Annotated in this window: 20 protein-coding genes and 1 pseudogene; 8 read left to right on the forward strand and 13 right to left on the reverse strand. The window is 72.6% G+C overall.

The features are described 5' to 3' along the window. The first annotated feature begins 33 nt into the window (after positions 1 to 33). On the forward strand, positions 34 to 2,040 hold the full coding sequence (locus ACFPFQ_RS28215) for an acyltransferase family protein (RefSeq protein WP_379624131.1): 2,007 nt from the start codon (positions 34 to 36) through the stop codon (positions 2,038 to 2,040). Between the two features lie 5 nt (positions 2,041 to 2,045). Here ACFPFQ_RS28215 and ACFPFQ_RS28220 read toward each other — a convergent pair whose 3' ends face one another. Both ACFPFQ_RS28220 and ACFPFQ_RS28225 read right to left on the reverse strand, forming a co-directional pair. Continuing rightward, positions 2,046 to 2,219, reverse strand: coding sequence for a LuxR C-terminal-related transcriptional regulator (locus ACFPFQ_RS28220; protein WP_379624133.1), 174 nt, complete (start codon positions 2,217 to 2,219; stop codon positions 2,046 to 2,048). 251 nt (positions 2,220 to 2,470) lie between these two features. Then, positions 2,471 to 2,734: a hypothetical protein gene (locus tag ACFPFQ_RS28225; protein WP_379624135.1), complete on the reverse strand. Its 264-nt coding sequence runs from the start codon at positions 2,732 to 2,734 to the stop codon at positions 2,471 to 2,473. An 820-nt stretch (positions 2,735 to 3,554) separates the two neighbouring features. Between ACFPFQ_RS28225 and ACFPFQ_RS28230 the strand changes: the two genes are divergently transcribed. The 3 genes from ACFPFQ_RS28230 to ACFPFQ_RS28240 all read left to right on the forward strand — a co-directional run bounded on the left by ACFPFQ_RS28230 (position 3,555) and on the right by ACFPFQ_RS28240 (position 5,193). After that, positions 3,555 to 3,731 carry a hypothetical protein gene (locus ACFPFQ_RS28230; protein WP_379624137.1) on the forward strand — a complete coding sequence of 59 codons (177 nt, stop codon included), beginning with the start codon at positions 3,555 to 3,557 and terminating at the stop codon, positions 3,729 to 3,731. Positions 3,732 to 3,794: 63 nt separating this feature from the next. Continuing rightward, positions 3,795 to 4,592 carry an alpha/beta hydrolase gene (locus ACFPFQ_RS28235; protein ID WP_379624139.1) on the forward strand — a complete coding sequence of 266 codons (798 nt, stop codon included), beginning with the start codon at positions 3,795 to 3,797 and terminating at the stop codon, positions 4,590 to 4,592. A 49-nt stretch (positions 4,593 to 4,641) separates the two neighbouring features. Continuing rightward, positions 4,642 to 5,193, forward strand: a complete 552-nt coding sequence (locus ACFPFQ_RS28240; RefSeq protein WP_379624141.1) for a GNAT family N-acetyltransferase — start codon at positions 4,642 to 4,644, stop codon at positions 5,191 to 5,193. A gap of 14 nt (positions 5,194 to 5,207) precedes the next feature. Here the strand turns inward: ACFPFQ_RS28240 and ACFPFQ_RS28245 are convergent, their stop codons facing one another. Next, on the reverse strand, positions 5,208 to 7,283 hold the full coding sequence (locus ACFPFQ_RS28245) for a glycosyltransferase family 39 protein (RefSeq protein ID WP_379624143.1): 2,076 nt from the start codon (positions 7,281 to 7,283) through the stop codon (positions 5,208 to 5,210). A gap of 177 nt (positions 7,284 to 7,460) precedes the next feature. Between ACFPFQ_RS28245 and ACFPFQ_RS28250 the strand changes: the two are divergent. Next, positions 7,461 to 8,300: pseudogene (locus tag ACFPFQ_RS28250) on the forward strand (dolichyl-phosphate beta-glucosyltransferase); the annotation flags it as partial. 17 nt (positions 8,301 to 8,317) lie between these two features. On the opposite strand, the gene ACFPFQ_RS28255 reads toward ACFPFQ_RS28250, so the two are convergent. The 4 genes from ACFPFQ_RS28255 to ACFPFQ_RS28270 form a co-directional block, all read right to left on the reverse strand. Further along, positions 8,318 to 8,923 (reverse strand): response regulator transcription factor, encoded by a 606-nt coding sequence (locus ACFPFQ_RS28255; protein ID WP_379624145.1) that lies wholly within the window; start codon positions 8,921 to 8,923, stop codon positions 8,318 to 8,320. Then, the gene (locus tag ACFPFQ_RS28260) at positions 8,923 to 11,226 is read right to left on the reverse strand and encodes a sensor histidine kinase (protein WP_379624147.1); all 2,304 of its coding nucleotides are present in this window, start codon (positions 11,224 to 11,226) and stop codon (positions 8,923 to 8,925) included. Before ACFPFQ_RS28260 ends, ACFPFQ_RS28255 begins: the two co-directional genes overlap by 1 nt. Positions 11,227 to 11,341: 115 nt before the next feature. Beyond that, the gene (locus tag ACFPFQ_RS28265) at positions 11,342 to 11,806 is read right to left on the reverse strand and encodes a VOC family protein (protein ID WP_379624149.1); all 465 of its coding nucleotides are present in this window, start codon (positions 11,804 to 11,806) and stop codon (positions 11,342 to 11,344) included. A gap of 50 nt (positions 11,807 to 11,856) precedes the next feature. Beyond that, positions 11,857 to 12,492 carry a hypothetical protein gene (locus tag ACFPFQ_RS28270; protein WP_379624151.1) on the reverse strand — a complete coding sequence of 212 codons (636 nt, stop codon included), beginning with the start codon at positions 12,490 to 12,492 and terminating at the stop codon, positions 11,857 to 11,859. A 182-nt stretch (positions 12,493 to 12,674) separates the two neighbouring features. Here ACFPFQ_RS28270 and ACFPFQ_RS28275 point away from each other — a divergent pair, with 182 nt between their 5' ends. After that, on the forward strand, positions 12,675 to 13,511 hold the full coding sequence (locus ACFPFQ_RS28275; RefSeq protein WP_379624153.1) for an AfsR/SARP family transcriptional regulator: 837 nt from the start codon (positions 12,675 to 12,677) through the stop codon (positions 13,509 to 13,511). On the opposite strand, the gene ACFPFQ_RS28280 is transcribed toward ACFPFQ_RS28275, so the two are convergent. After that, a complete protein-coding gene (locus tag ACFPFQ_RS28280; protein ID WP_379624155.1) occupies positions 13,451 to 15,112 on the reverse strand; it encodes an acetolactate synthase large subunit in 1,662 nt (553 codons plus the stop codon). The two genes, ACFPFQ_RS28275 and ACFPFQ_RS28280, sit on opposite strands and share 61 nt — an antisense overlap. A gap of 174 nt (positions 15,113 to 15,286) precedes the next feature. Between ACFPFQ_RS28280 and ACFPFQ_RS28285 the strand changes: the two genes are divergently transcribed. Beyond that, entirely contained in the window at positions 15,287 to 16,015 is a 729-nt protein-coding gene (locus ACFPFQ_RS28285) for a lipoate--protein ligase family protein (RefSeq protein ID WP_379624157.1), read from the forward strand. Between the two features lie 10 nt (positions 16,016 to 16,025). Here ACFPFQ_RS28285 and ACFPFQ_RS28290 read toward each other — a convergent pair whose 3' ends face one another. From ACFPFQ_RS28290 to ACFPFQ_RS28300, 3 genes are read right to left on the reverse strand one after another with little or no spacing between them, the layout of a single operon-like run. Then, positions 16,026 to 16,610: a hydrolase gene (locus ACFPFQ_RS28290; RefSeq protein WP_379624159.1), complete on the reverse strand. Its 585-nt coding sequence runs from the start codon at positions 16,608 to 16,610 to the stop codon at positions 16,026 to 16,028. A 24-nt stretch (positions 16,611 to 16,634) separates the two neighbouring features. Beyond that, complete coding sequence (locus tag ACFPFQ_RS28295; RefSeq protein WP_379624161.1) at positions 16,635 to 18,047, reverse strand: MFS transporter; 1,413 nt, start codon at positions 18,045 to 18,047, stop codon at positions 16,635 to 16,637. Then, on the reverse strand, positions 18,044 to 18,487 hold the full coding sequence (locus ACFPFQ_RS28300; protein ID WP_379624163.1) for a MarR family winged helix-turn-helix transcriptional regulator: 444 nt from the start codon (positions 18,485 to 18,487) through the stop codon (positions 18,044 to 18,046). Before ACFPFQ_RS28300 ends, ACFPFQ_RS28295 begins: the two co-directional genes overlap by 4 nt. Positions 18,488 to 18,737: 250 nt before the next feature. Here ACFPFQ_RS28300 and ACFPFQ_RS28305 point away from each other — a divergent pair, with 250 nt between their 5' ends. Continuing rightward, a complete protein-coding gene (locus tag ACFPFQ_RS28305; RefSeq protein WP_379624165.1) occupies positions 18,738 to 20,915 on the forward strand; it encodes a glutamine synthetase III in 2,178 nt (725 codons plus the stop codon). 22 nt (positions 20,916 to 20,937) lie between these two features. Here the strand turns inward: ACFPFQ_RS28305 and ACFPFQ_RS28310 are convergent, their stop codons facing one another. Beyond that, a complete protein-coding gene (locus tag ACFPFQ_RS28310) occupies positions 20,938 to 21,375 on the reverse strand; it encodes a hypothetical protein (RefSeq protein WP_379624167.1) in 438 nt (145 codons plus the stop codon). A 105-nt stretch (positions 21,376 to 21,480) separates the two neighbouring features. Next, complete coding sequence (locus ACFPFQ_RS28315) at positions 21,481 to 21,837, reverse strand: nitrile hydratase accessory protein (protein ID WP_379624169.1); 357 nt, start codon at positions 21,835 to 21,837, stop codon at positions 21,481 to 21,483. Positions 21,838 to 21,920: the final 83 nt, after the last annotated feature.

Below are 21,920 nucleotides of genomic sequence, written 5' to 3' on the forward strand. Positions count from 1 at the left end.
GCTTGCGAATTCAATCGCCGGGCTGGGGAGCTGATGACGTCGCGACCGCGTGACGGCTCCACCGCGCCCACGACGGCCGCCGATCGGCGCTACCGCCCTGAGCTGCAGGGGCTGCGCGCGCTCGCCAGTGCGCTCGTCGTCATCTACCACGTGTGGTTCCACCGCGTCTCCGGCGGCGTCGACGTCTTCTTCGTGATCTCCGGTTTCCTGCTGACCGGCCAGCTGGTTCGGGCGGCCGAGCGCGGGCCGCTGGGCCTGCGGGCCCGCTGGAGCCGCACCCTGCTGCGGCTGCTGCCAGCGGCGACGGTGGTGCTGGTCGCCACGGTCATCGCCGGCGCGATGATCCTGCCGCCCAACCGCTGGGCGCAGACGGTGCGCGAGGTCGTGGCCTCGGCCCTGTTCGTGGAGAACTGGCAGCTGGCCGCCGACTCCGTGGACTACTCGGCCCGCAGCAACATGGCCAGCGTCGTGCAGCACTTCTGGTCGCTGTCGATCCAGGGCCAGTTCTTCGTGCTCTGGCCGCTGCTCATCGCGGTGGTCGCGATCTCCCTGCGGGGCGTGACGGCCGGGCTGCGCAGCCGCGTCACGCTCGTGCTGGGCGGCGTGTTCGCCCTCTCCCTCATCTACTCCATCGCCCTGACCGCCGAGAACCAGCCGCTGGCCTACTTCCACACCGTGACCCGGCTCTGGGAGTTCGCACTCGGCGGCCTGATCGCGCTGCTCGCCGATCGCATCACGCTGCCGGTGCGCGCCGCCGTGGCGGCCGGCTGGGCCGGCGTGGTCGGGCTGGTGCTGTGCGGGCTCGTCCTGCAGGTCGAGACGGTCTTCCCCGGCTACGCGGCGCTGTGGCCCACCGGCTGCGCCACCCTCGTGCTGCTGGCCGGCCGGACCGGCTCGCGCTTCGGCGTCGACCGGCTGCTCGTCACCCGCCCGGCCCGGTGGTTGGGCGACATCAGCTACCCGCTCTACCTGTGGCACTGGCCCGTGCTGGTGCTCTACCTCGTGGCGAGTGACCGCGTGAACGCCGGACCGCTCAGCGGTGCCGCCGTCATCGCGCTGTCGGTGGCGCTGGCGGCGGCGACGCACCTGCTGGTGGAGAAGCCGTTGCTGCACCGCGAGATCAGCACGCCACACGGGTACCGGCTGGCGGTGGCCGGGTTGACGCTGGTGGTCGCCATGGCGGGCGGGTGGCAGTTCGTCGCCACCCAGATGGCGACGCCTGTGGGCCAGGTCGGCGACGCCGCCCATCCCGGCGCGCTCGCGCTCAGCTCCGGTCCGGTGGCGGCGGCACCGGTGCTGCCGCCGCCGGTCTCGGTGTACGACGACTGGGTGCACACCGAGGGCTGGGACTGCACGCCGCTGGCCAGGGTCGGGACGGACTCCTGCACGCAGCCGGTGACGTTCGTGCCCACCAAGCGGATCGTGCTGGTCGGCGACTCGCACATGCAGCAGTTCACCGCCTCGCTGCTCGCCGTCGCCCAGCGCAACCAGTGGCAGCTCACCACCATCCTCCGCGGCGCCTGCCCGTTCTCCACCGCGTCGGAGGTCGATCCCGGCGACCAGGGCTGCCGCGACTGGAACACCGCGGCGGCCGCCGAGATCACCGAGATGCATCCCGATGCCGTGGTCACGCTGGCCAGCCGGGACGTGCGCACCGGGCAGACCGAGCAGACGCCCACCGGGTTCGTCCAGCAGTGGCAGCGCCTCGACGCGCTCGGCATCCCCGTGATCGCCATCCGGGACAACCCGCGGTTCGACTACTCCGTGCCCGACTGCCTGGCCCAGCACGCCGCTCAGCCCGACAGCTGCGGAGTCGCCCGCGACGCCGTCTACGCGGCGGACCCGCCCTACCGGCACGTGCCGGACGTGCCCGACAACGTGACGTTCGTCGACATCGCCGACGCCGTCTGCGGTCCGACGTTCTGCCCGGCCGAGATCGGCAACGTGCTGGTCTATCTCGACGACAACCACCTCAGCGCGTCCTACGCCGGGTCCATGGGCCGGTTCGTGGGCCAGCAGGTACTGGCCGCCCTCCGTTAGCAGGTTCAGCCGCGCAGGTAGGTCAGCACGGCCAGCACCCGCCGGTTGTCGTCGGCGCACTGGTGCAGCCCGAGCTTGGTGAACACCCCCCGCACATAGGCCTCCACGGTCTTCGGGCTGAGGTAGAGCTGCTGGCAGATCGCCTGGCTGGAGCGGCCCTCCGCCATCACCGTCAGCACCTGCCGCTCGCGGTCGGTCAGGTTGTCGAGCGGGTTGCGGGGCGCGCGTGCGTCCCAGGGGCTGCGCCACCACGGACCGGTGCGCGCCTCGCTCCCGCGTGACGGCGTCGGTCAGCTCGGCGAGGTCGGAGACGCGCTCCTTGAGCAGGTAACCCAGCGGCGGCACCACCGTGCGCGCCGAGATCCGCCGAGTGCGAGCTCCCAGAACCGGGTCACGGTCTGGAAGTAGGCCAGCGGCTGGTTCTCGGCGGTCAGGGCGATGGAGTAGATGTAGGCGTCGCGGCTGCCTTCGCGTGGGGCTTGCAGGGCGGGGCGCGTCCGAGCCGCGTCGCGACAACGGGGCGATCGGCCCGGTCGCGGTAGATCACCCAGCCACCGGCGGCGGCCACGGCGAGCCCGAGCCCCAGACCGTAGGGCGGCAGGCCGGAGTGGAACGCGAGCGCTCCACCGACCACCATCGCCGGCGCGATGCCCACCGGCACGAGCCGCGCCCGCCAGGTGGCGATCCCGAACAAATCCAGCCCCGCGCCATCGTGCCGACCAGCGCGATGAGGCCGACGGCCAGCCCGATGAACGCGACGAAGTAGCCGGCGTTCACGGTCCGGAACAGCGGGTCCACGAGCATCGCGATCCGGTCGTCGGAACGCATCAGCGGGTACCGCCCGAGGTCGGCGGCGGCGAGCGCACCGCCTGCGACGAACGCAACGGCACCGGCGTGCCGGGGTACGAGGACGGCCCCCGCCGGTGCTCGGGGACAACCCTGGTCGCGAACCCACGCCTGCCTGCTGCCGGTGGCCGCCGCGCTCCCGGAGGCTCACACCATGACGCCCACACCACCCACCGTGGTCACCGTTCCGTCCGGCCGGCACCGGGGGGACCCGCTGCGTCGCGGCCTGGTCATCGGCGGCGCCGTGCTCGCGCTCGCGGGCGCCGGATACGTCGGACTCGGGCAGATCGAGCGCTCACCGGAGACCACCTCCGCCGCCGTCGCCGGGGTCCGCGAGATCGTCGTCGACACCCCCTCCGGCCAGGTGGACCTGATCGGAAGGGCAGGTCCCCTCGTCGATGTCCGCAGCACCGTCCACCGGACCCTGCTGATCAGCCCGACCGCCCGGAACCGGCTCGTCGACGGGGTGCTGACGATCGACGCGGAGTGCCCGCGGCCGGCGTGGGGTTGCATCGTCGACGAGACGGTGACGGTGCCGGCCGGCGTACCCGTCACGGTCCGCGCCTCGCTCGGCGACGTCACGGCCACCGGGCTCGACGGGCCCCGATTCACGGCCGACACCAGCACCGGGTCCGGTCACGGCCGCGTTCACCGCGGCACCCCGCGCCGTGCGGATCGAGAGCAGCACCGGTTCGGTCAGCGTCCGGCTGCCCGACGCCGGTTACGCCGTGCGGACCCGCACCTGCACCGGCGAGGCCGACGTCAGGGTGATCACCAACCCGGCGGCACCGCGATCACTCGACCTCGAGACGAGCACCGGGAACATCATCGTCGGGCCGAACTGACCTGGACGCGGACCCGGCACAAGCGCATTCTGCCGCTTCGCGCCGATCCCGGAGGACGCCCGCATGCCCGACAGGACCCCCGTCGTCTTCATCCACGGCCTGTTCCTCCACGCGAGCTCGTGGGCGCCGTGGCAGGAGCTGTTCGAGCAGGCCGGCTACTCCACCTCGGCACCGGGTTGGCCGGGCGACCCCGACACCGTCGAGGAGGCCAGGGCCCACCCGGAGGCGATCGCGAACCACGGCATCGACGACGTCGTCGAGCACTACGCCGGGATCATCGGCGCCATGGACCGCAAGCCGATCCTCGTGGGCCACAGCTTCGGCGGCATGATCGCGCAGAAGCTGCTGGGCATGGACCTGGCCGCCGCCACCGTCGCCGTCGACGCCGCGCAGATCAAGGGCGTGCTGCCGCTGCCGCTCTCCTCGCTGCGCGTCACGTTCCCGGTGTTCAAGAACCCGGCCAACGCCCACCGCGCCGTCTCGTTGACCGCGGAGCAATTCCGCTACGGCTTCGGCAACGCCATCACCGAGCAGGAGTCGCAGGAGCTCTACGACCGGTGGTCGATGCCCGCACCGGGCAAGCCGCTGTTCGAGGCGGCCGCGGCCAACTTCAACCCGCACTCCCCCGCCAAGGTCGACACCGCCAACGAGGTGCGCGGCCCGCTGCTGCTGATCACCGGCGGCAAGGACCACACGGTGCCCGAGGCCATCACCCGCGCCACGTTGAAGCAGTACCGCCACTCGGCAGCCGTCACCGACATCCTCGAGTTCCCCGATCGCGCCCACTCGCTGACGATCGACTCCGGATGGCGCGAGGTCGCCGACTCATCCCTGGACTGGTTGCACAAGCAGTCACTCTGATCGACGCCAGGGGAGGACACGATCACCTCGGCCGGGTATACCTGGCGGGGTGGCCGAGCTGCTCCGTACCGAACGCTTGATCATCAGGGACTGGGACGACGACGACGCGGGCGCGGCACTGTCGGTCTACGGCCACACCGAGGTGTCGCGCTGGCTCGCCCCGGCGCTCGACACCGTCACCGACGAGCCCGCCATGCGCGAGCTGCTGCGGGAGTGGGTGGCCGACACCGCCGACGGTGAGGGCGGGCTGGGGCACTGGGCCATCACCCGCGCCGACACCGGCGTGCTGGTCGGCGGGGTCAGCCTGCACCTGCTGCCCGTCGAGGAGCAGGACGTGGAGATCGGCTACCAGATCGCCCCGGAGCACTGGGGCAACGGCTTCGCCACGGAGGCGGCCCGCCACGTCATCCAGCGGGCCTTCGGCATGGACGTCGACGAGGTCTTCGCGCTGGTCCGTCCCGCCAACGCGCGGGGCGAGGCCACCGCGCGCCGGCTGGACATGACCTGGGTGGGCGAGACCGAGAAGTACTACGGCATGCGACTGGCCGTCTACCGGTTGCGGCCCTCCGACGGCGTCGCGGGCTCGTTCCCCGAGGAGTGAGCGCCGCGCGCCGATCAGGCCGTCAGGTCGTAGACGGTCTGGCCGCCCACCGTCGTCGCGGTGAAGTTCGCCTGCACCCACTCGGCGATCTGCGTGCTGGTGCTGGCGGTGTCCCCGCCACCACCGCCGGGGCCACCGCCCTGCCCGCCCGCCACGTAGTAGTGGATCAGCCCGGCCGCGACGTCGGCCTGGAACTGCGCGAGCGTGACGGTGGCGTCCGACCCCGTCCAGCCGCCGAGTGACATCACGGCGGTACCGCTGGCGAGCTCCATCGTCGCCGCGGTCTGCGAGCTCGACACCGCGGCCGACCAGGTGGTGCCGGCGCTCTTGAGCAGCGCCGTCAGCTCGGCGCTCGACGTCACACCCATGCCACCGCCCTGCGGAGCACCTCCGGCTGCCGTCCCGTCAGTAGCAGCCCCGTCGGCGGTGGCACCGTCCGCGGTCGCGCCCGTCGGGGGCGTGCCGAAGCGGGCCGCACCGTCGGGCCGCACCCCGCCGTCGCCGGGGCCGCCCATCCCCCGGCCGCCGAAGCCGCCCATCCCACCCGCCGACGTGCCGACCGACGGGATGCTGCCGGTGTGGGGCGTCGCCGCGGTGGTGACGGCGTAGGCGCTGGTCCCGATCAGACCGGTCAGCACGGCAGCGACGACGCCGGCCAGCGCGACCGACCGCAGCCGCGTCGCACCGAGGAGCACGCCGGCGACGCCGAGCACGCCTGCCGCGACGATGACCCAGCGCACCCAGGCGAAGGCCTCCGTCGACCCGGCGAGCAGCACGAAGTTCCACGCCGCGGTCACCCCGACCACGAGCGCGAGAACCCCGCGAGCCGCGACGGTGTCGCGAGCGCGCCAGAGCGCCACGGTGCCGACCCCGACCAGTCCGGCGATCCCGGGTGCCAGCGCCACCGTGTAGTACGGGTGCATGGTGCCGCTCATGAAGCTGAACACCAGCCCGGTCACGAGCGTCCAGCCGCCGAACAGCACGAGTGCCGCGCGCACCCGGTCGGTACCCGGCGCGCGGCGCGTCAGCCACAGCCCCGCCACCAGCAGGATCAGGGCGGCGGGCAGCAGCCAGGAGATCTCCAGCCCGATCTCGTCGGTGAACAGCCGTGCCAGCCCGGTGGCACCACCGAAGCCGGTGTTGCCGCCACCACCAGTAGCACCGCCACCGCCGCCGTTGCCCGAGCCGCCGAACAACCGGCCGATCCCGTTGTAGCCCAGCGCCAGCTCCAGCAGTGAGTTGGTGGTGGACCCGCCGATGTAGGGGCGGTCGGCCGCGGGCCACAGCTCCACGAGCGCGATGAACCAGCCTGCCGACACGATCATCGACGCGAGCGCGCCGAGCAGCTGCCCGATCCGGGTGCGCAGCCGCGTCGGCCCGGCCAGCAGGTAGACCAGCCCGAACGCGGGCACCACGAGCAGGGCCTGGCCCATCTTCGTCAGGAACCCGAAACCGATCAGCGCTCCGGCCCCGACCAGCCACCACGTCGACGCGCGCACGCTCGCCGCATCGACGGCCCGCACGACGGCGTAGCCACCCGCCACCAGAAGCAGCGTCAACAGGGCGTCGGGGTTGTCGAACCGGAACATCAGCACAGCGGCCGGGGTCAGCGCCAGCGCGGCCCCCGCGATCAGCCCGGCGGGCGCACCGGCCCAGCGGCGCACAGCGGCGAACAGCAGCGCCACGGCGGCCACGCCCTCGAGCGCCTGCGGCACGAGCAGGCTCCACGAGCTGAACCCGAAGATGCGGGCACTGGCCGTCATCACCCACAGCGCGGCGGGCGGCTTGTCGACGGTCAGCGCGTTGCCGGCGTCGAGCGAGCCGAACAGCCACGCCTTCAGCGATTGCGTGCCAGCCTGCACCGAGGCCGCGTAGAAGTCGTTGCCGTAGCCCGATGCGGACAGGTTCCACAGGTAGAGCACGGCGGTGGCCGCCAGCAGCGCGAGCAGCGCAGGACGGGTCCAGGGGGCGTCGTCGGCGGGGCCGCGCCACAGCCGACCCAGCCGGCCGGTCGGCCCGGCCGGACCTGACCGTCGATGCCGGGGCTCGGATCCGGGCGGGTGCGGCGGGGCGAGCGTCGCAGTGCTCACAGTGGTGCTCCAGGGAGAGGAGGGCGGCCGTCGACGGCCGGTCCCGAGCCACGTTGCTGGCGGCCGCTGTCGCTTCTCTGTGGCCTTCCTGTGCACGCGCTGTGCGGTTGCGGACCCACAGGATCGGCATAACCAGCGCATATCGCCGCGACAGCGGGCTGCCCGAATCTCGGCTCCATGACCGCAACGCTCGCTCAGCCGGCCGCACCCGCCGGGCCCACCCCGACCGCGCCCGCCGGCGAACGCGCCCCGGTCGTCGTCGACGACGGGCAGCCGGTGCTCGACGTCGTGATCCCGGTGTACAACGAGGAGGCTGCGCTCCCGACCTGCGTGCGCCGGCTGCACCACCACCTCGAGACGGCGCTGCCGTACCCGTTCCGGATCACGATCGTCGACAACGCCAGCACCGACGCCACGCTGCAGGTGGCCTACAACCTCGGCGCCGAGCTCGACGGCGTCCACATCCGGCGGCTGCCGGAGAAGGGCCGCGGCCGCGCACTGGCCGCGGCATGGACGACCTCGCCGTCGCCGGTGCTGGTGTACATGGACGTCGACCTGTCGACCGACCTCGCCGCGCTGTTCCCGCTCGTCGCGCCGCTGGTGTCAGGCCACTCCGACCTGGCCATCGGCAGCAGGCTGCTGCACGGCTCCCGGGTGGTGCGCGGCCCGAAGCGGGAGTTCGTCTCCCGCTGCTACAACCTCATCCTGCGCGGCGCGCTGCGCGTCCGGTTCCGCGACGCCCAGTGCGGCTTCAAGGCGATCCGTGCTGACGTCGCCGCGCAGCTGTTGCCGCTGGTCGAGGACACCGGTTGGTTCTTCGACACCGAACTGCTGGTGCTCGCGCAGCGGTGCGGCCTGCGCATCGCCGAGGTGCCCGTCGACTGGGTCGACGACCCGGACAGCAGCGTCGACATCGTCGCCACCGCGCTGGCCGACATCAGGGGCATCGCGCGGATCCGGCGCGCGCTCGCCGAGGACCGCCTGCCCGTCGACGCGATCCGGGACCGGCTCGGCCGCACCACCTGCCCCCGATCTCAGAGCCACCCGCTGTCGCTCGCGATCCGGATGGCGTCGACGCGGTTGCGCGCGTTGAGCTTGCTGATGACCGTGGTCAGGTAGTTGCGGACGGTGCCGACCGACAGGAACAGCGCCGCGGCGATGTCGGCCGGGTCGGTGCCGTCCGCGGCGAGCTTGAGCACCGCGAGCTCGCGGTCGGTCAGCGGGCAGGTCCCGCCGTCCAGCGCGGCGAGCGCGAGCTGGCTGTCCACCACCCGCTTGCCCGCCGCGACGTCGCGGATCGCCGCGGCCAGCTCGGCGGGCGGGGCGTCCTTGGCCAGGAACCCGTCGACGCGCACCGCGAGCGCCCTGCGCAGCGTGCCGGGCCTGCCGAGACTGGTCAGCACGAGTATTCGGATCTGCGGGAGCTCCACGCGCAGCGTGCTCGCCGCCGTCAGCCCGTCGATGACCGGCATGTCGATGTCGAGCACGGCGACGTCGGGCCGGTGCAGGTGACACATCGGCACGATGCGATCGCCGCTGGCGACCTCGGCCACCACCTCGATCTCCGGCTCCAGCCCGAGCAGCGCGACGAGGGCGCCGCGGACCATGTGCATGTCCTCGGCGATCAAGACTCTGATCATCAGGCCCCTTCCCCGCTCCCGTCCGGGAGCTCCCGGATCGGCACCTCGGCGCGCAACCGGAACCCGCCGCCTGCCTCCGGTTCCACGCTCAGCACACCACCGACCTCGGCGACGCGGTCGGTGAGGTTGGGGATGCCGGCCCCGCCGCCGCCGGTCGAGCCCACCGCACCGTCGTTGACGATCTCGAGCACCACCGTGGCGCCGGTGCGGGTCACCACGATCGCGCACTGCTCGGCCCGGCTGTGGCGCAACAGGTTGGTGACGCCCTCGCGCAGCACCGTCGCGAGGACGCCCCGGACGTCGGCGGGCAGGCCCGTACCGTCGATGTGCGAGGTGACGGTGACGCCCGCCGCGGTCAGCAGCGTGCGGGCCGATGCGACCTCGTCGTCGAGCAAGAGCACGCGCGAGGCGCGAGTGATCACCCTGATGTCGGCGAGCGCCTGCCGCGAGACGGTCGCGATCTCCGCGAGCTCGCTGCGCGCCCGGCCGGCATCCCGGTCGACGAGCCGTTGGGAGAGCTCTGCCTTGAGCGCGATCGCCGAGACGCTGTAGCCGAGCAGGTCGTGCAGGTCCCTGGCGAAGCGCAACCGCTCCTGCGTGACGGCCAGCGAGGCACGCTCCGTGCGGGCGGCGTGCAGGCTGCGGACCAGGCCGTGCAGCCGCAACAGCGTCGCCCACTCGAGCCCGCCGTTGACCGTGGAGAGCACCGGGTAGGCGATACCGAGCCAGGTGCCGAGGAACAGGCCGCCGAGCACCCCCGAGCCCACCGCGAGCGCCCCGAACGCGATCAGGCCCGGACGGATCCGCAGCACCAGCAGTGCCGTGCCGGCCACCAGCCCGAGCGCGCCGAGCGTGGCGTCGTGGAACAGCAGCACCGGCGCGACGCCGAGCACGAGCTGGACGAGCAGCACGGCCCGGGCGCGCGGCGCGGCCGGCGCGGCGATGACGACGAGCTGCAGCAGCACGCACGCGGCGGCGCACCCGATCGCCACCACCGCACCGGCGATGTCCGGCCGGGTGCCGGAGCCGAACACGTCCACCACGAGCACGGCCCGCAGCACCAGGTACGCGGCGCCGAAACCGGCGACGATCGCCGTCGCGGTGGCGGGTGCGGGCACCGCCGCGGCGCGCCGCGGCGCGGCCACGACCGGGGCGGCGGGCGAGACCGGCCGCGGCAGCTCCACGCGCAGCGCGTACCCGTCCGCGCTCGGGCCGGCGTACACCGAGCCGCCGAGTGCCTCGACGCGCCGGGTCAGGTTGTCGAGCCCGTCGCCGTGCTGATCACCGGCAGGCGCCGCGGTGACGCCGTCGTTGCTGATCTCGAGGGTGACGCTCCCGCCGACCGCCGCGAGCTCGATCCGGCAGTGCCGCGCGGCGCTGTGGCGCAGGACGTTGGTGACGCCCTCCCGGACGGCGGTGGCCAGCGCGCTGGCGATCCGGGGCGGGAGCTCGCCGGTGGCGCGCCGCACCACCGTGGTGACACCGGCCGCGGCCAGCGCGGAGCGCACCGAGGCGAGTTCCTCGTCGAGCGAGATCTCGCGGTAGCCACTCGCGATCGTGCGCACGTCGGTGAGCGCGTCGCGGGCGATGGTGATGATCTCCGACTGCTCTCGGCGCGCGGCGTCGGGTGCCACCGGGACGAGCCTGCCGGCCAGCTCGGCCTTGAGTGTGATCGCGGACAGGCGGCGCCCGAGCAGGTCACGCACCTCGGCGGCGAACAGCAGCCGCTGCCGGGTGATCGCGGCATCGGCCAGCTCGGCCCGCGTGGCGTGCAACGCGACCACGAGTGACCGCAGCCGTGACAGCCCGAAGACGACGAGCCCGATGAGCACGGTGTTGGCCGCGATGTAGACGCTCTCCAGCACCGGCCCGCTCACCAGGGCCTGCGCGACCCACGCGGCCGCCGTGACCGCGGCGAAGCCCGACCACCCGAACGCCGGTGGCAGCACCAGCAGAACGCCGCCCGCCGCGAATCCGATCAGGCCGGTCCAGGCCTCGCCGACGACGGTCATCGGCAGGAAGACGAGACCGAGCTGCACCGCGACCGCCACGCGGGCGGGTCGTGACCACGGTTCGGTGCGCGGATCGGCGAGGTGGAGCTGCACCGCGAGCATGGCGATCAGGCACGCCACCGCGCCTGCCACCAGGATGCCCGGCGGATCGGCCGCCACGACGTAGCCGACCGCGTCGATGGCGAAGGCGACGAAGATGACGCCGAGCACAACCCGCACCAGCCAGCTCACGACATCGGGCGCGAACGGCGCACCGGTCCCGTCGGACCACCCTGCCCCGCGGCCGGCCACGTCCACTCCTTCGGACGGCGCCGAGCGGCGCACCGGACTGACCAGCCAAGCTACCAGGCCTGATCACCGGTGCCCGTGGCCGCGCCCGCCGTGGCGAGCGCGGCCGGTCCCGGCGTCAGGCGTCCTCGCGGGCGAGGATCGACAGGTAGTGCGCGTTGTACATGATGCCGAGCACGTTGCCGAACGGGTCGACGACCGACGCGGTGACGAACCCGGGACCGTGCTCGGTGATCGGCGCGTGGGGCTTCGCGCCGAGCGACTCGAGGTGGTCGAGCGTCTCCTGCAGGTTGTCCACGTGCCAGTACACGATGGCGCCGCCGGGACCGTCGGGCTGCGGGGGCGCCCACATCCGGTTGACGAAGCCCAGCTCGTGCTCGTAGTCACCGATGCGCAGCTCGAGGTAGCCCAGCATCGTGTCGGCGTCGCAGTCGGCGCAGCGCGCCTCCCGCGACCGGTTCCCGCAGCCGCCACAGGCGTAGACGCGGAAGTAGGGCTCGACGCCCGTCGCCTCGTGGTACCAGCGCCCCGCCTCCTCGAGATCGTCGGCGTAGAAGTTGACGGTGGCGAATCCTCGCAACATCGGTCGTTCCTCTCCTCGGTGTCCTACAGCTATCCTTCGCCTCGAAGTGCTCATGGACTGAGCACTTCGAGGTTGGCTTCTCCCAGCACCGCCACGCCGGCACCGCACAGGTAGGCGGCGACGTCGGCGGCATCGCGCGGGTCGACGTCCGCAGCCGCGGCGATCTCCCCGATGGGGCGCGGACCCGACCCCAGCGCACCGACCACGGCAACCGCGGCCGGCCGGTGCAGCACCACCTGGTACGCCCGGCCGGGGCAGGTCAGCACGCACTCGTCGGCTCGCCTGTCGAACAGGCATCCCCGACGCAGGGCGACCACGGCCGCCCGCGCGATCGGTGGCGGCACGAACACGGCATCGGGCACGACCGCGATCACCGACAGCACCGGGCCGATCCCGTCCGCGCCGCCCAGCGACGGCACGACGTACCCGCCGAGGCGCTGCAGCGTCGCCTCGAAGCGGCGCCGGGCGTACCCGTGGCGCAGCAGCGCGATGTTCTCCAGCGCCACCGGGCCCAGGCTCATGCGGCGCAGTGCCTCCCGCACCGGCGGTCGGGGATCCGCGATCGGGACCGCTCCCCACCGGCCGCGCACCGTCAGGGGGTCGTCGTCGACCCGGGCGTCCTCGGCGAGGGACCACAGCGGGCGCCCCGAGAGGCGGTGCGCTCCGCCGTTCGTCACACCGTTCATGTGCGCACCCCTCGCTCCCGGCCCCCGGTTGCCGGTGACGTCACAAGGAGTACGGATCGCCGCTCGAGGCCCGGTGGAGCGCCGATGTGAATTCCTCACATCCAGCCGATGTGCGCCGCACTACCCCCGCCGCAGGCGCTGCGGTGGACTCGACATCACACCCGATGTCAGGAGACCAACCGATGAAGATCACGATCCTGGGCCCGTTCACGGCCGCGCTGAACGGCCGCCCGGTCGCGCCGACGGCCGCGAAGCCGCGGCAGGTGCTCGCGATGCTCGCGCTGCACGCCGGCCGGGTGGTGTCGGCCGATGCCCTGATCGATGAGCTCTGGGCCGAGCGACCACCCCGTAGCGCCCGGACCACGCTGCAGACCTACGTCCTGCAGCTGCGAAGACGGATGGCGGCCGCACTACCCGGCGGGGACGCCGGTGCCGTGCTGGTCACGGCGTTCGGGGGCTACCGCCTCGACGTCGCGGCCGTTGACGTCGACGCCCTGCGCTACCAGCGGCTCGCCCGCGACGGCCAGCACGCCGCCGACGCGGGCGACCACGACGGGGCCGTCCGCCTGCTCGGCGCGGCGCTGGCCGAGTGGTACGGCCCCGCGCTCGTCGACGTGCCTGCCGGGCCGACGCTGGGCGTCGAGGTGACGCGCCTGGAGGAGAGCAGGCTCGCGGCGATGGAGTCCCGGATCGCCGCGGAGCTGCACCGCGGCCGCCACCTCGCCGTGCTGGGCGAGCTCGCCCAGCTCAGCCACCGCCACCCGTTGCACGAGAACCTCAGCGCGCTGCACATCACCGCGCTGTCGCGGGCGGGTCGCCCGACACAGGCACTCGACGCGTTCCGCAGGCTGCGGTCCGCGCTGGTCAGCGAGCTCGGCATCGAGCCGTCGGCGCCGCTGCAGCGGCTGCACCGCGCGATCCTGGCGCCGGGCACGCAGCCCGACCGCCAGGCATCGGCTCAGGACAGGTTCTCGTCCAGACTCCCCAGCGACGTGATCAGCTCGAGGTTGGCGGTGTAGTCCACCGGGCACGCGATCACCGAGACGGTGTCGGCCGCCAGCGCCGCCTGCAGCGTCGGCAGCAGCTCCTCGGCGGCACCGATGCGGTAGCCGGTGGCCCCGAAGCTCTCCGCGTACCGCACGAAGTCCGGATTGCCGAACCGCGTGTCGACGTTGTGGCCGATCTCCAGATCCATCTTCCAGCTGATCAGCCCGTACGCGTCGTCGACCCAGATCAGGATCACCATCGACAGCCGCAGCCGCAGCGCCGTCTCGATCTCCTGGGAGTTCATGAGGAACGCCCCGTCGCCCGTGGCCACGAGCACCTTCGCGTCCGGCCGGGCGATCTTCGCCCCGATCGCCCCGGGCACCGTCCAGGCCATCGTGGACAGGCCGTTGGCGATGACGCAGGTGTTGGGCGCGTACGTCGGGTAGAGCCGGGCCATCCACATCTTCAGCGCGCCGGTGTCGACAAGGACGATGTCGTCGCGGCCCAGCGCGGCCCGGGTGTCGGCGACGATCCGGGCCGGGGCCAGCGGGAACCGGTCGTCCTCGCGGCCGCGCTCCAGCTCGGCACCGATCAGCTCGCGGATGCGCTCTCCCCCGGCAGGCGGCTGCGGTGCGCGGGTGACCATCGGCGCCAGCGCGTCGAGGCTGCGGCCGATGTCGGAGTTCAGCCCGACGCTCACGTCGTAGTGCGCGTCGACCTCCGCCGGGAAGCGGTGGACGTGGATGATCTTCTTCTCGCCGGTCGGGTTGATCCGGACCGGGTCGAACTCCTGCAGCTCGTAGCCGATCGCGACGATCACGTCGGCCCCGTCGAAGCCGAAGTTGACGTAGTCGCGGCTCATGAACCCGACGGCGCCGAGCGCGAGCGGGTGGTCGTCGGGGAGCACTCCCTTGCCGTGGAACGTGGTGGCGACCGGCAGGCCGAGCGCCTCGGCGAACCGGCGCACGGCGTCGCCGGCCTCGGCACGGGCGGCTCCGTGCCCGGCGAGCACCACCGGGTTGCGCGCGGCGGACAGGATGGCTGCCGCGCGCTCCAACTGGCCGCGGGACGGCTCCTCGGCGCGGGGCACGTTGATCGGCAGCGGCCGCAGCGACTCCGGCGCGTCGGCCTCCTCGACGTCCTCGGGCACGGCGAGGTAGACGGCGCCGGGGCGCTCGGTCTGTGCGAGCTTGAACGCCTTGCGCACCATCTCCGGAACCGCGCCGGGGGTGGCGACGAGGTCGGACCACTTGGTGGCGGGCGCGAACATCGACACGAGGTCGACGCTCTGGTGCGACTCCTTGTACCGGCGGTGCATGCCGACCTGGGCCGAGAGCGCGACCACCGGCGTCGAGTTGGTGGTGGCGTCGGCGACACCCAGCAGCAGGTTGATCGCGCCGGGGCCCAGCGTCGCCGAGCAGACGCCCGCCTTGCCGGTGAGCCGCCCGTAGGTCTCCGCCATGAACGCCGCGCCCTGCTCGTGGCGGGTGAGCACGTACTCGATCGACGAGCGCGACAGCGCGTCGACGAGGCGGATGTTCTCCTCGCCGGGGATGCCGAAGACGTGCGTGACGCCCTCGTTCTCCAGGCATTCGACGATGAGCTCTGCCGCACTGCGCGAGGACTTGATCACGCCCTCCAACTTACGCTCCGCGCCGCGACGACCCCACCGCGCGCAGCCGCCCCGACCTCGCACACCCACCGCGACGTCGCAGCAGTTTCCCCGTCGTCGCACAGGGTGGGGCGTGTGCGACGACCTGCGAGGGCGTGCGACGTCGACCTCGGTGGCGCGTGAGAGTGTCGCCGGGTGCTGCTGATCCGTGGGTCCGTGCCGGGCAGTGGCCCCGCGTTCGACGTCGCGCTGGCCGGTCACCTGTTGCGGTGCGCCGGACGCGAGGGCCCCGCCGCCGTGCTGCGCGTCTCGCGCCCGGCCCGACCGACCGTCGCGTTCAGCCGCCGCGACACGCTCGCGCCGGGGTTCCCGGCAGCGGCGCAGGCCGCCCGCAGTGCCGGCTTCGAGCCGGTCGTGCGGGCCCCCGGCGGCCGGGCCGTCGCGTTCACCGGGTGCGCGCTCGTGCTCGACCACATCAGCACCGACGCCGACGCCCTGTCCGGGCTGGACGCGCGCTTCCGCGACTTCGGCGCGCTGTGGGCCGCGGCGCTGCAGACCCTCGGCATCGACGCGCGTGTCGGCGAGGTGCCCGGCGAGTACTGCCCCGGCGCCCACAGCGTCAACGCCGGCGGCACCGCGAAGCTCGTGGGCACCGCGCAGCGCGTCGTGAAGGGCGCCTGGCTGTTCAGCGCCGTGGCGGTCCTCGACGACGCCGCGGTGCTCGCGCCGCTGCTGACCGACATCTACCGCCACCTCGACATGCCCTTCGACAGCGGCTCCGTCGGCGCGATCGGCCACCCGGTCGAACAGGTGGAAGCCGCCGTGCTCGCGCAGTACGCGGCGCTGTTCGAGCTGGTTCCCGGCGAGCTCGACGCCGCGGTCCTCGACGGCGTCGGGCTCGCCGATCACCGGGTGCCCGCCTGAGCCGGCCCGATCAGCCGAGTGTCTTCTCCAGCAGCGCGATGACCTCCGCCGTGCTGCCGGTCTCCCCCAGCCGCGGGAAGATCCGCTCGACGCTGTTGCGGTGCGCGTCGGCGTCCCGGTCGGCCATGGCGTCGACGGCCAGCGTGACGTGGTAGCCGTGCTCGTGGGCCGCGCGGGCCGTCGACTCCACGCCGATGCTGGTGGCCACTCCCGCCAGCACGATCTGCGTGATGCCGCGCCGCCGCAGGTGCAGGTCGAGGTCCGTGCCGTGGAAGGCGCCCCAGTTGCGCTTGGTCACCGTGATGTCGCCGGGATGCCCGGCCAGCTCGTCGACGATCGCGTCCCAGCCCGGCGGCGGCGTCGCGGCCGGACGGGATGCCTCGGTGCGGCCCGGCACGGCGTCGGCGCCGTCGGCGGCGAGCGAGACGCGCACCAGCACCACCGGGGCGTCGTGCGCGCGGAACGCCTCGGCGAGCGCCACCGCCCTGGCCAGCACCTCACCACCGGTGTGGGGTGTGGTGGCCGCGCCGACGACGCCGTTCTGCATGTCGATGATCACGAGCGCGGTGCGCTCGTCGAGTGCGGTGAGGGCCATCGATCTCTCCTGACGGGGTGGGGATCAGTGGTCGGGCGATGCCGCGCTGACGCGGCGCAGCCCCCGGTCGGCGACGGTGATCGCCAGGAAGGCGACCGCGACGGCGACCATGAAGATCGCGAGGCCGTGCAGGCCCGCCGTGCTGGCGCCGTCGCGCAGGAAGCTGCCGTTGGCGGCGGCCGCGACGATCGCGCCGAGGTAGAGGAAGGTGCGCAGGAGCCCGGCCGAGGAGCCCGTCCGGGCCGGGTCGGCCTGCTGGTAGACCGCGTTCTGGACGGCCAGGCCGATGAGACCCTGCGGGATGCCGAGCAGCAGCGAGAGCGCGATCAGCAGCCAGATCGCGCTGCCGGCGCCGAGCAGCAGCAGCATCACGCAGGCCACGAGCTGCACCACCGCACCGACGATGAGCTTGGTCCGGATCGCGGGGCGACCTCCGGTGAGGGTGGATACGAGCACCCCGCCTGCGAACACCGGCAGGAGGATCAGGCCGGCCTGCGGCGGGGTGAGCCCGCGGCCCTCCTCGAGCCACTGGGTGTAGCCGTAGAGGAACGCGTACGACACGACGTACGCGAGCAGGGTGCGGGCGTAGGTCAGCAGCAGTGGCACGTTGCCCGCGAGTACCCGCAGGTCGAGGAACGGGGTGGCCGCCCGCAGCTCCCACCAGGCCAGCCCGCCCCCGGCCACGATGACGATCACCAGCAGGTAGCTGTCGCCGAGCTGCGGGTTCATCAGGAACAGGAGCAGGGCCACGAGCATCGCGGCGAACAGCACGATGCCGGCCGGGTCGACCGTGCTCACCAGCCCGGCGGTGCGGTCGCGGCGCGGGGACCTCGGCAGCAGCAGCGCGCCCAGTACCAGGCAGATCACCGCCAGCGGGAGGTTGACGGCGAGGGTGGCCCGCCAGCCGCCGACGCCGATCAGCAGCCCGCCCAGCGTCGGTCCGAGCACGGCGATCGTCTGCGTGGAGACGGCGAGCACGGTGAGGATGCCGCTGGGGCTGTCGACGCCGGTGCGGGTGGCCTCGCTGCGGATCAGCGACATCGCCGCCGGGTAACCGGCGCAGGTGCCGAAGCCGAGCAGCACCCGGGCCGCCACCAGCACCCAGAGGTTCGGGGCGAGCACGCCGAGGAGCCCGGCGATCCCGACCAGCACCGCGCCCGTCAGGTACAGCGGGCGGGGCCCGTAGATGTCGACGAGCCGCCCCACGACCGGCTGGCCGATGGCGGTGGCCAGGTACAGGCCCGACACGAGCCATGCCGTCTCCGAGGGCGGCGCGCCCAGCGCGATCCCGATCGGGAGCAGCGCCACCGCGATCATCGACGAGTTGATCGGGTTGAGGATCGACCCGATCACCATCGGCGCGATCAGCCGCCGGTCGAAGCCGGTCGCCCGATCGCCCCCGTGCCCCGGGCGCAGGCGAGACCGCACCGACGTCACGACTGGCCCAGCCGTTCCAGCAGGGCCATCGCCGCGATCACGGTCTGCCGCTCGTCCTCGGTGTAGCGCTCCTGCAGTGCTGTGGCCAGCCATTCGGCGCGGGCCTGCCGGTCACCCTCGGCCCGCTGGCGGCCTGCGATCGTCAGCGTGACGATCTGCCTGCGGCCGTCGTCGGGGTCGGGGCGGCGCTCGAGCAGGCCCTGCTGCTCCAGCGCGGCGAGCGTGGTGGCCATCGACTGCGGGCGCACCCGCTCCGCGGCCGCCAACCCGCTGGTGGAGAACGGGCCCTCCCGGCTCAGCCGGCTCAGCGCCGCGGTCTGCGAGGGCGTGAGACCGCGGCCCACGTCGACCTCGCGCAGCCGGCGGCGCAGCCTGCTGAACGTCGCGCGCACGTCACTCGCGGCCCGGACGGCCGACGGTGCGACAGCGTTCTCTTCCACGTCCATCACCATAATTTCTACAGTTAAAACTGTCCAGTTTCAACTGTGTAACTGTCGGCACGGCTCGCCGCGGCCACCGAACGGCGCTCCTGGATCCGCCGTTCGGCGCCGCCGCTCCGGCACCCGCAACGGCGGACCCCAGCGGTCACGCGTCCGAAACCCCACCGCCACAGCGGCTTCGTAGGGTCCGCCGGTCGGGCTCCCCCGAACGTGGTGCGGAGCGGCAACGCCTGGTCGAGAGGTGCGCACGATGAGTGGAAACACAGCCCGTCTGCAGGCGATCACGAACGTCGAGGGGTACGTGCCCCCGGCCGTCAGCTTCACCGACGGCGAGATGCCGGGTGAGGTGTTCGGCGCGAACGTCTTCAGCAAGGCCGTGATGCAGAAGCGGCTGCCGAAGTCGGTCTTCAAGTCCGTGATCGCCACCATCGAGCACGGCGCGAAGCTCGACCCCGTCGTCGCCGACGCCGTCGCGTCGGCCATGAAGGACTGGGCGCTGGAGAAGGGCGCCACGCACTACGCGCACGTCTTCTACCCGCTCACCGGGCTCACCGCCGAGAAGCACGACAGCTTCCTCGAACCCGTCTCCGACGGATCAGCGCTCGCCGAGTTCGCGGGCAAGACGCTCATCCAGGGCGAGCCGGATGCGTCCAGCTTCCCCAGCGGCGGGCTGCGCAACACGTTCGAGGCCCGTGGCTACACCGGCTGGGACGTGACGAGCCCTGCGTACGTGCTGGAGAACCCCAACGGCAACACGCTCTGCATCCCGACGGTCTTCGTGTCGATGACAGGTGAGGCGCTCGACCACAAGACGCCGCTGCTGCGCTCGCAGCAGGCGATGGGCATCCACGCCAAGCGGATACTGGCGCTGTTCGGGCACGAGCAGCTCGACCACATCGTGTCGTTCTGCGGGCCCGAGCAGGAGTACTTCCTCGTCGACCGGCACTTCTTCCTGGCCCGCCCCGATCTGCTCAACGCCGGGCGCACGCTCTTCGGCGCCAAGCCGCCCAAGGGGCAGGAGTTCGACGACCACTACTTCGGTGCGATCCCCGAGCGGGTGCTCGGGTTCATGATGGACACCGAGCGGGAGCTGTTCAAGCTGGGCATTCCGGCCAAGACCCGCCACAACGAGGTCGCGCCGGGACAGTTCGAGGTGGCGCCGATGTTCGAGCGCGCCAACGTCGCGTCCGACCACCAGCAGCTGCTGATGACCACGTTCAAGACCATCGCGAAGAAGCACGGCATGGAGTGCCTGTTCCACGAGAAGCCGTTCGACGGCGTCAACGGCTCGGGCAAGCACGTCAACTTCTCGCTGGGCAACAACGATGTGGGCAGCCTCTTCGTGCCCGGCGACACCCCGCACGAGAACGCGCAGTTCCTGGTGTTCTGCGCCGCCGTGATCCGCGCGGTGCACCGCAACGCCGGACTGCTGCGCGCCTCCGTCGCCTCGGCCACCAACGACCACCGGCTCGGCGCCAACGAGGCACCCCCCGCCATCATCTCGATCTTCCTCGGCGACCAGCTCGCCGACGTGTTCGAACAGATCGCCAAGGGCGCTGCCACGTCGTCGAAGAGCAAGGGCACGATGCTGATCGGCGTCGACACCCTGCCCGCGCTGCCGACCGACCCCGGCGACCGCAACCGGACCAGCCCGTTCGCCTTCACCGGCAACCGGTTCGAGTTCCGCGCGCCGGGCTCGCTGCAGACGGTGGCCGCGCCGATGGTCGTGCTCAACACGATCATGGCGGAGTCGCTCGACCACTGCGCCGACGTCCTCGAGGCCGCGGTCGCGGCGGGCACCGACTTCGACGCCGCGGTGCAGACCCTCCTCACGGAGATCATCACCGAGCACGGGGCGGTGGTGTTCAACGGCGACGGCTACTCCGACATGTGGCAGACCGAGGCCGCCGCCCGCGGGCTGCCGAACCTGCGCACGACGCTCGACGCGCTGCCTGAGCTCGTCACCGAGCCCGCCATGGAGCTGTTCGAGAAGTACAGGGTGTTCAACCACCGGGAGATGCACAGCCGCTACGAGATCGGGCTGGAGCAGTACGCGCTGACCATCGGTGTCGAGGCAAGGCTGACGCTCGAGATCGGCTCGACCCAGATCCTGCCGGCAGCGGTCCGGCACCAGACCGAGATCGCGCTCAACGTCGGGGCGCTCAGCGCGGCGGGCGTCGAGTCGGACCCGTCCGTCCTGCTGGAGGCCACGACCCCGCTCACCGCACTGCGGGCGGGCCTCGCCGAGCTGCGCAAGGCGTTGGGCGGCGAGCCCGGCGAGTCGGCACTGACGGCGGCGGAGCACGCGCGCGACGCCCTGCTGCCGGCGATGGCGGCGGTGCGCGCCGCTGCCGACCAGCTCGAGGGCGTCGTCGCCGACGATCTCTGGCCGCTGCCGTCCTACCAGGAGATGCTCTACATCCTCTGAGCGACGTCGGGGCGGGCGCCGCTCAGTCGCCCGTTCCGATGTAGCCCCCGATCACGGCGTCACCCGATGCGGCGCGGCGCATGCAGTTGATCGTGAAGACCGTGTTGGCCGGCACCGTCCCCATCTTGCGCGCGCCGTAGTCGCCCGCGGGGAACACCACGTCGGGGAAGTAGCCCATCCGGTCCACGTGGAGCCGGCAGACCTCACCGCCCGCAGCCTGGTTGTCGATGCTGGCGAAGACCGTCGTGCGGACCGCCCTGATGAAGGTCTGCGGCCGGCAGTCCGGTTCCCCCTTGTCGGGGCGGCACGGCCGACACGGCACCGACGTGGTGGCCGCGCTGCAGTAGAAGCCGCCGTTGGTCTCGTCGACCGCGGCTGTCTCCGCCGCGGCCGACGCCGCCGGGGCCATGATCAGCACGGCCGCGGTCGCGCAGAGCAGGGTGATCAGTCGACGCATCATGATCAGGAGCCTGCCGCGCGCGACCGGCCGGCACATCCGGGTCACCCCACAGCCGTCGTGAGTGTTTCCCACGGCGGGCCCGGGCGCCGTGGGGGTCCGGCGGGCTCAGCCGGCGTGCTGGACGCCGCCCTCGCGGTCCTCGGGGTTCACGTAGCCGTCCACCAGCAGGCCGTTCCTCGCCACGACGGCGTCGAGTGCGGCGACCCAGTGCTCGTAGTACTCCCAGCGTCCCCTGGCATCGCCGGGCGCGTCCTGCCAGCTGCCGATCGCGCCGATCAGCTCCTGCTGGAAGGCCTCCCACGGGTAGTGGCCGAACTCCGAGAGCGCCACGGCCAGGCCGAACGCCCGGCGCTGCCACTCCGCGTCGAACGTCGGCCGCTCCTGGTCGGAGACGCACGAGGGGTGGAAGCCCACCTCCGGGTCGTACTCGTCGTGATGGTGGTCGGTGCTCGTGCTCGTCATGGGGACTCCTGCGCTCAGAGGGTGTTGTCGAACCTGGGTGATCAGTCCGTGAGGTCTTCTGCTAACCGGCGGGCGGCCTCGGT

The sequence above is a fragment of the Pseudonocardia sp. GCM10023141 genome (assembly GCF_042653605.1).

Excerpts from the sequence above, each read along its gene's own strand:
- ACFPFQ_RS28255 (WP_379624145.1), bottom strand. The coding sequence starts at position 8,923 with ATGATCAGAGTCTTGATCGCCGAGGACATGCACATGGTCCGCGGCGCC.
- ACFPFQ_RS28215 (WP_379624131.1), top strand. The coding sequence starts at position 34 with ATGACGTCGCGACCGCGTGACGGCTCCACCGCGCCCACGACGGCCGCC.
- ACFPFQ_RS28275 (WP_379624153.1), top strand. The coding sequence starts at position 12,675 with ATGAAGATCACGATCCTGGGCCCGTTCACGGCCGCGCTGAACGGCCGC.
- ACFPFQ_RS28290 (WP_379624159.1), bottom strand. The coding sequence starts at position 16,610 with ATGGCCCTCACCGCACTCGACGAGCGCACCGCGCTCGTGATCATCGAC.
- ACFPFQ_RS28270 (WP_379624151.1), bottom strand. The coding sequence starts at position 12,492 with ATGAACGGTGTGACGAACGGCGGAGCGCACCGCCTCTCGGGGCGCCCG.
- ACFPFQ_RS28235 (WP_379624139.1), top strand. The coding sequence starts at position 3,795 with ATGCCCGACAGGACCCCCGTCGTCTTCATCCACGGCCTGTTCCTCCAC.
- ACFPFQ_RS28305 (WP_379624165.1), top strand. The coding sequence starts at position 18,738 with ATGAGTGGAAACACAGCCCGTCTGCAGGCGATCACGAACGTCGAGGGG.
- ACFPFQ_RS28315 (WP_379624169.1), bottom strand. The coding sequence starts at position 21,837 with ATGACGAGCACGAGCACCGACCACCATCACGACGAGTACGACCCGGAG.
- ACFPFQ_RS28265 (WP_379624149.1), bottom strand. The coding sequence starts at position 11,806 with ATGTTGCGAGGATTCGCCACCGTCAACTTCTACGCCGACGATCTCGAG.
- ACFPFQ_RS28310 (WP_379624167.1), bottom strand. The coding sequence starts at position 21,375 with ATGATGCGTCGACTGATCACCCTGCTCTGCGCGACCGCGGCCGTGCTG.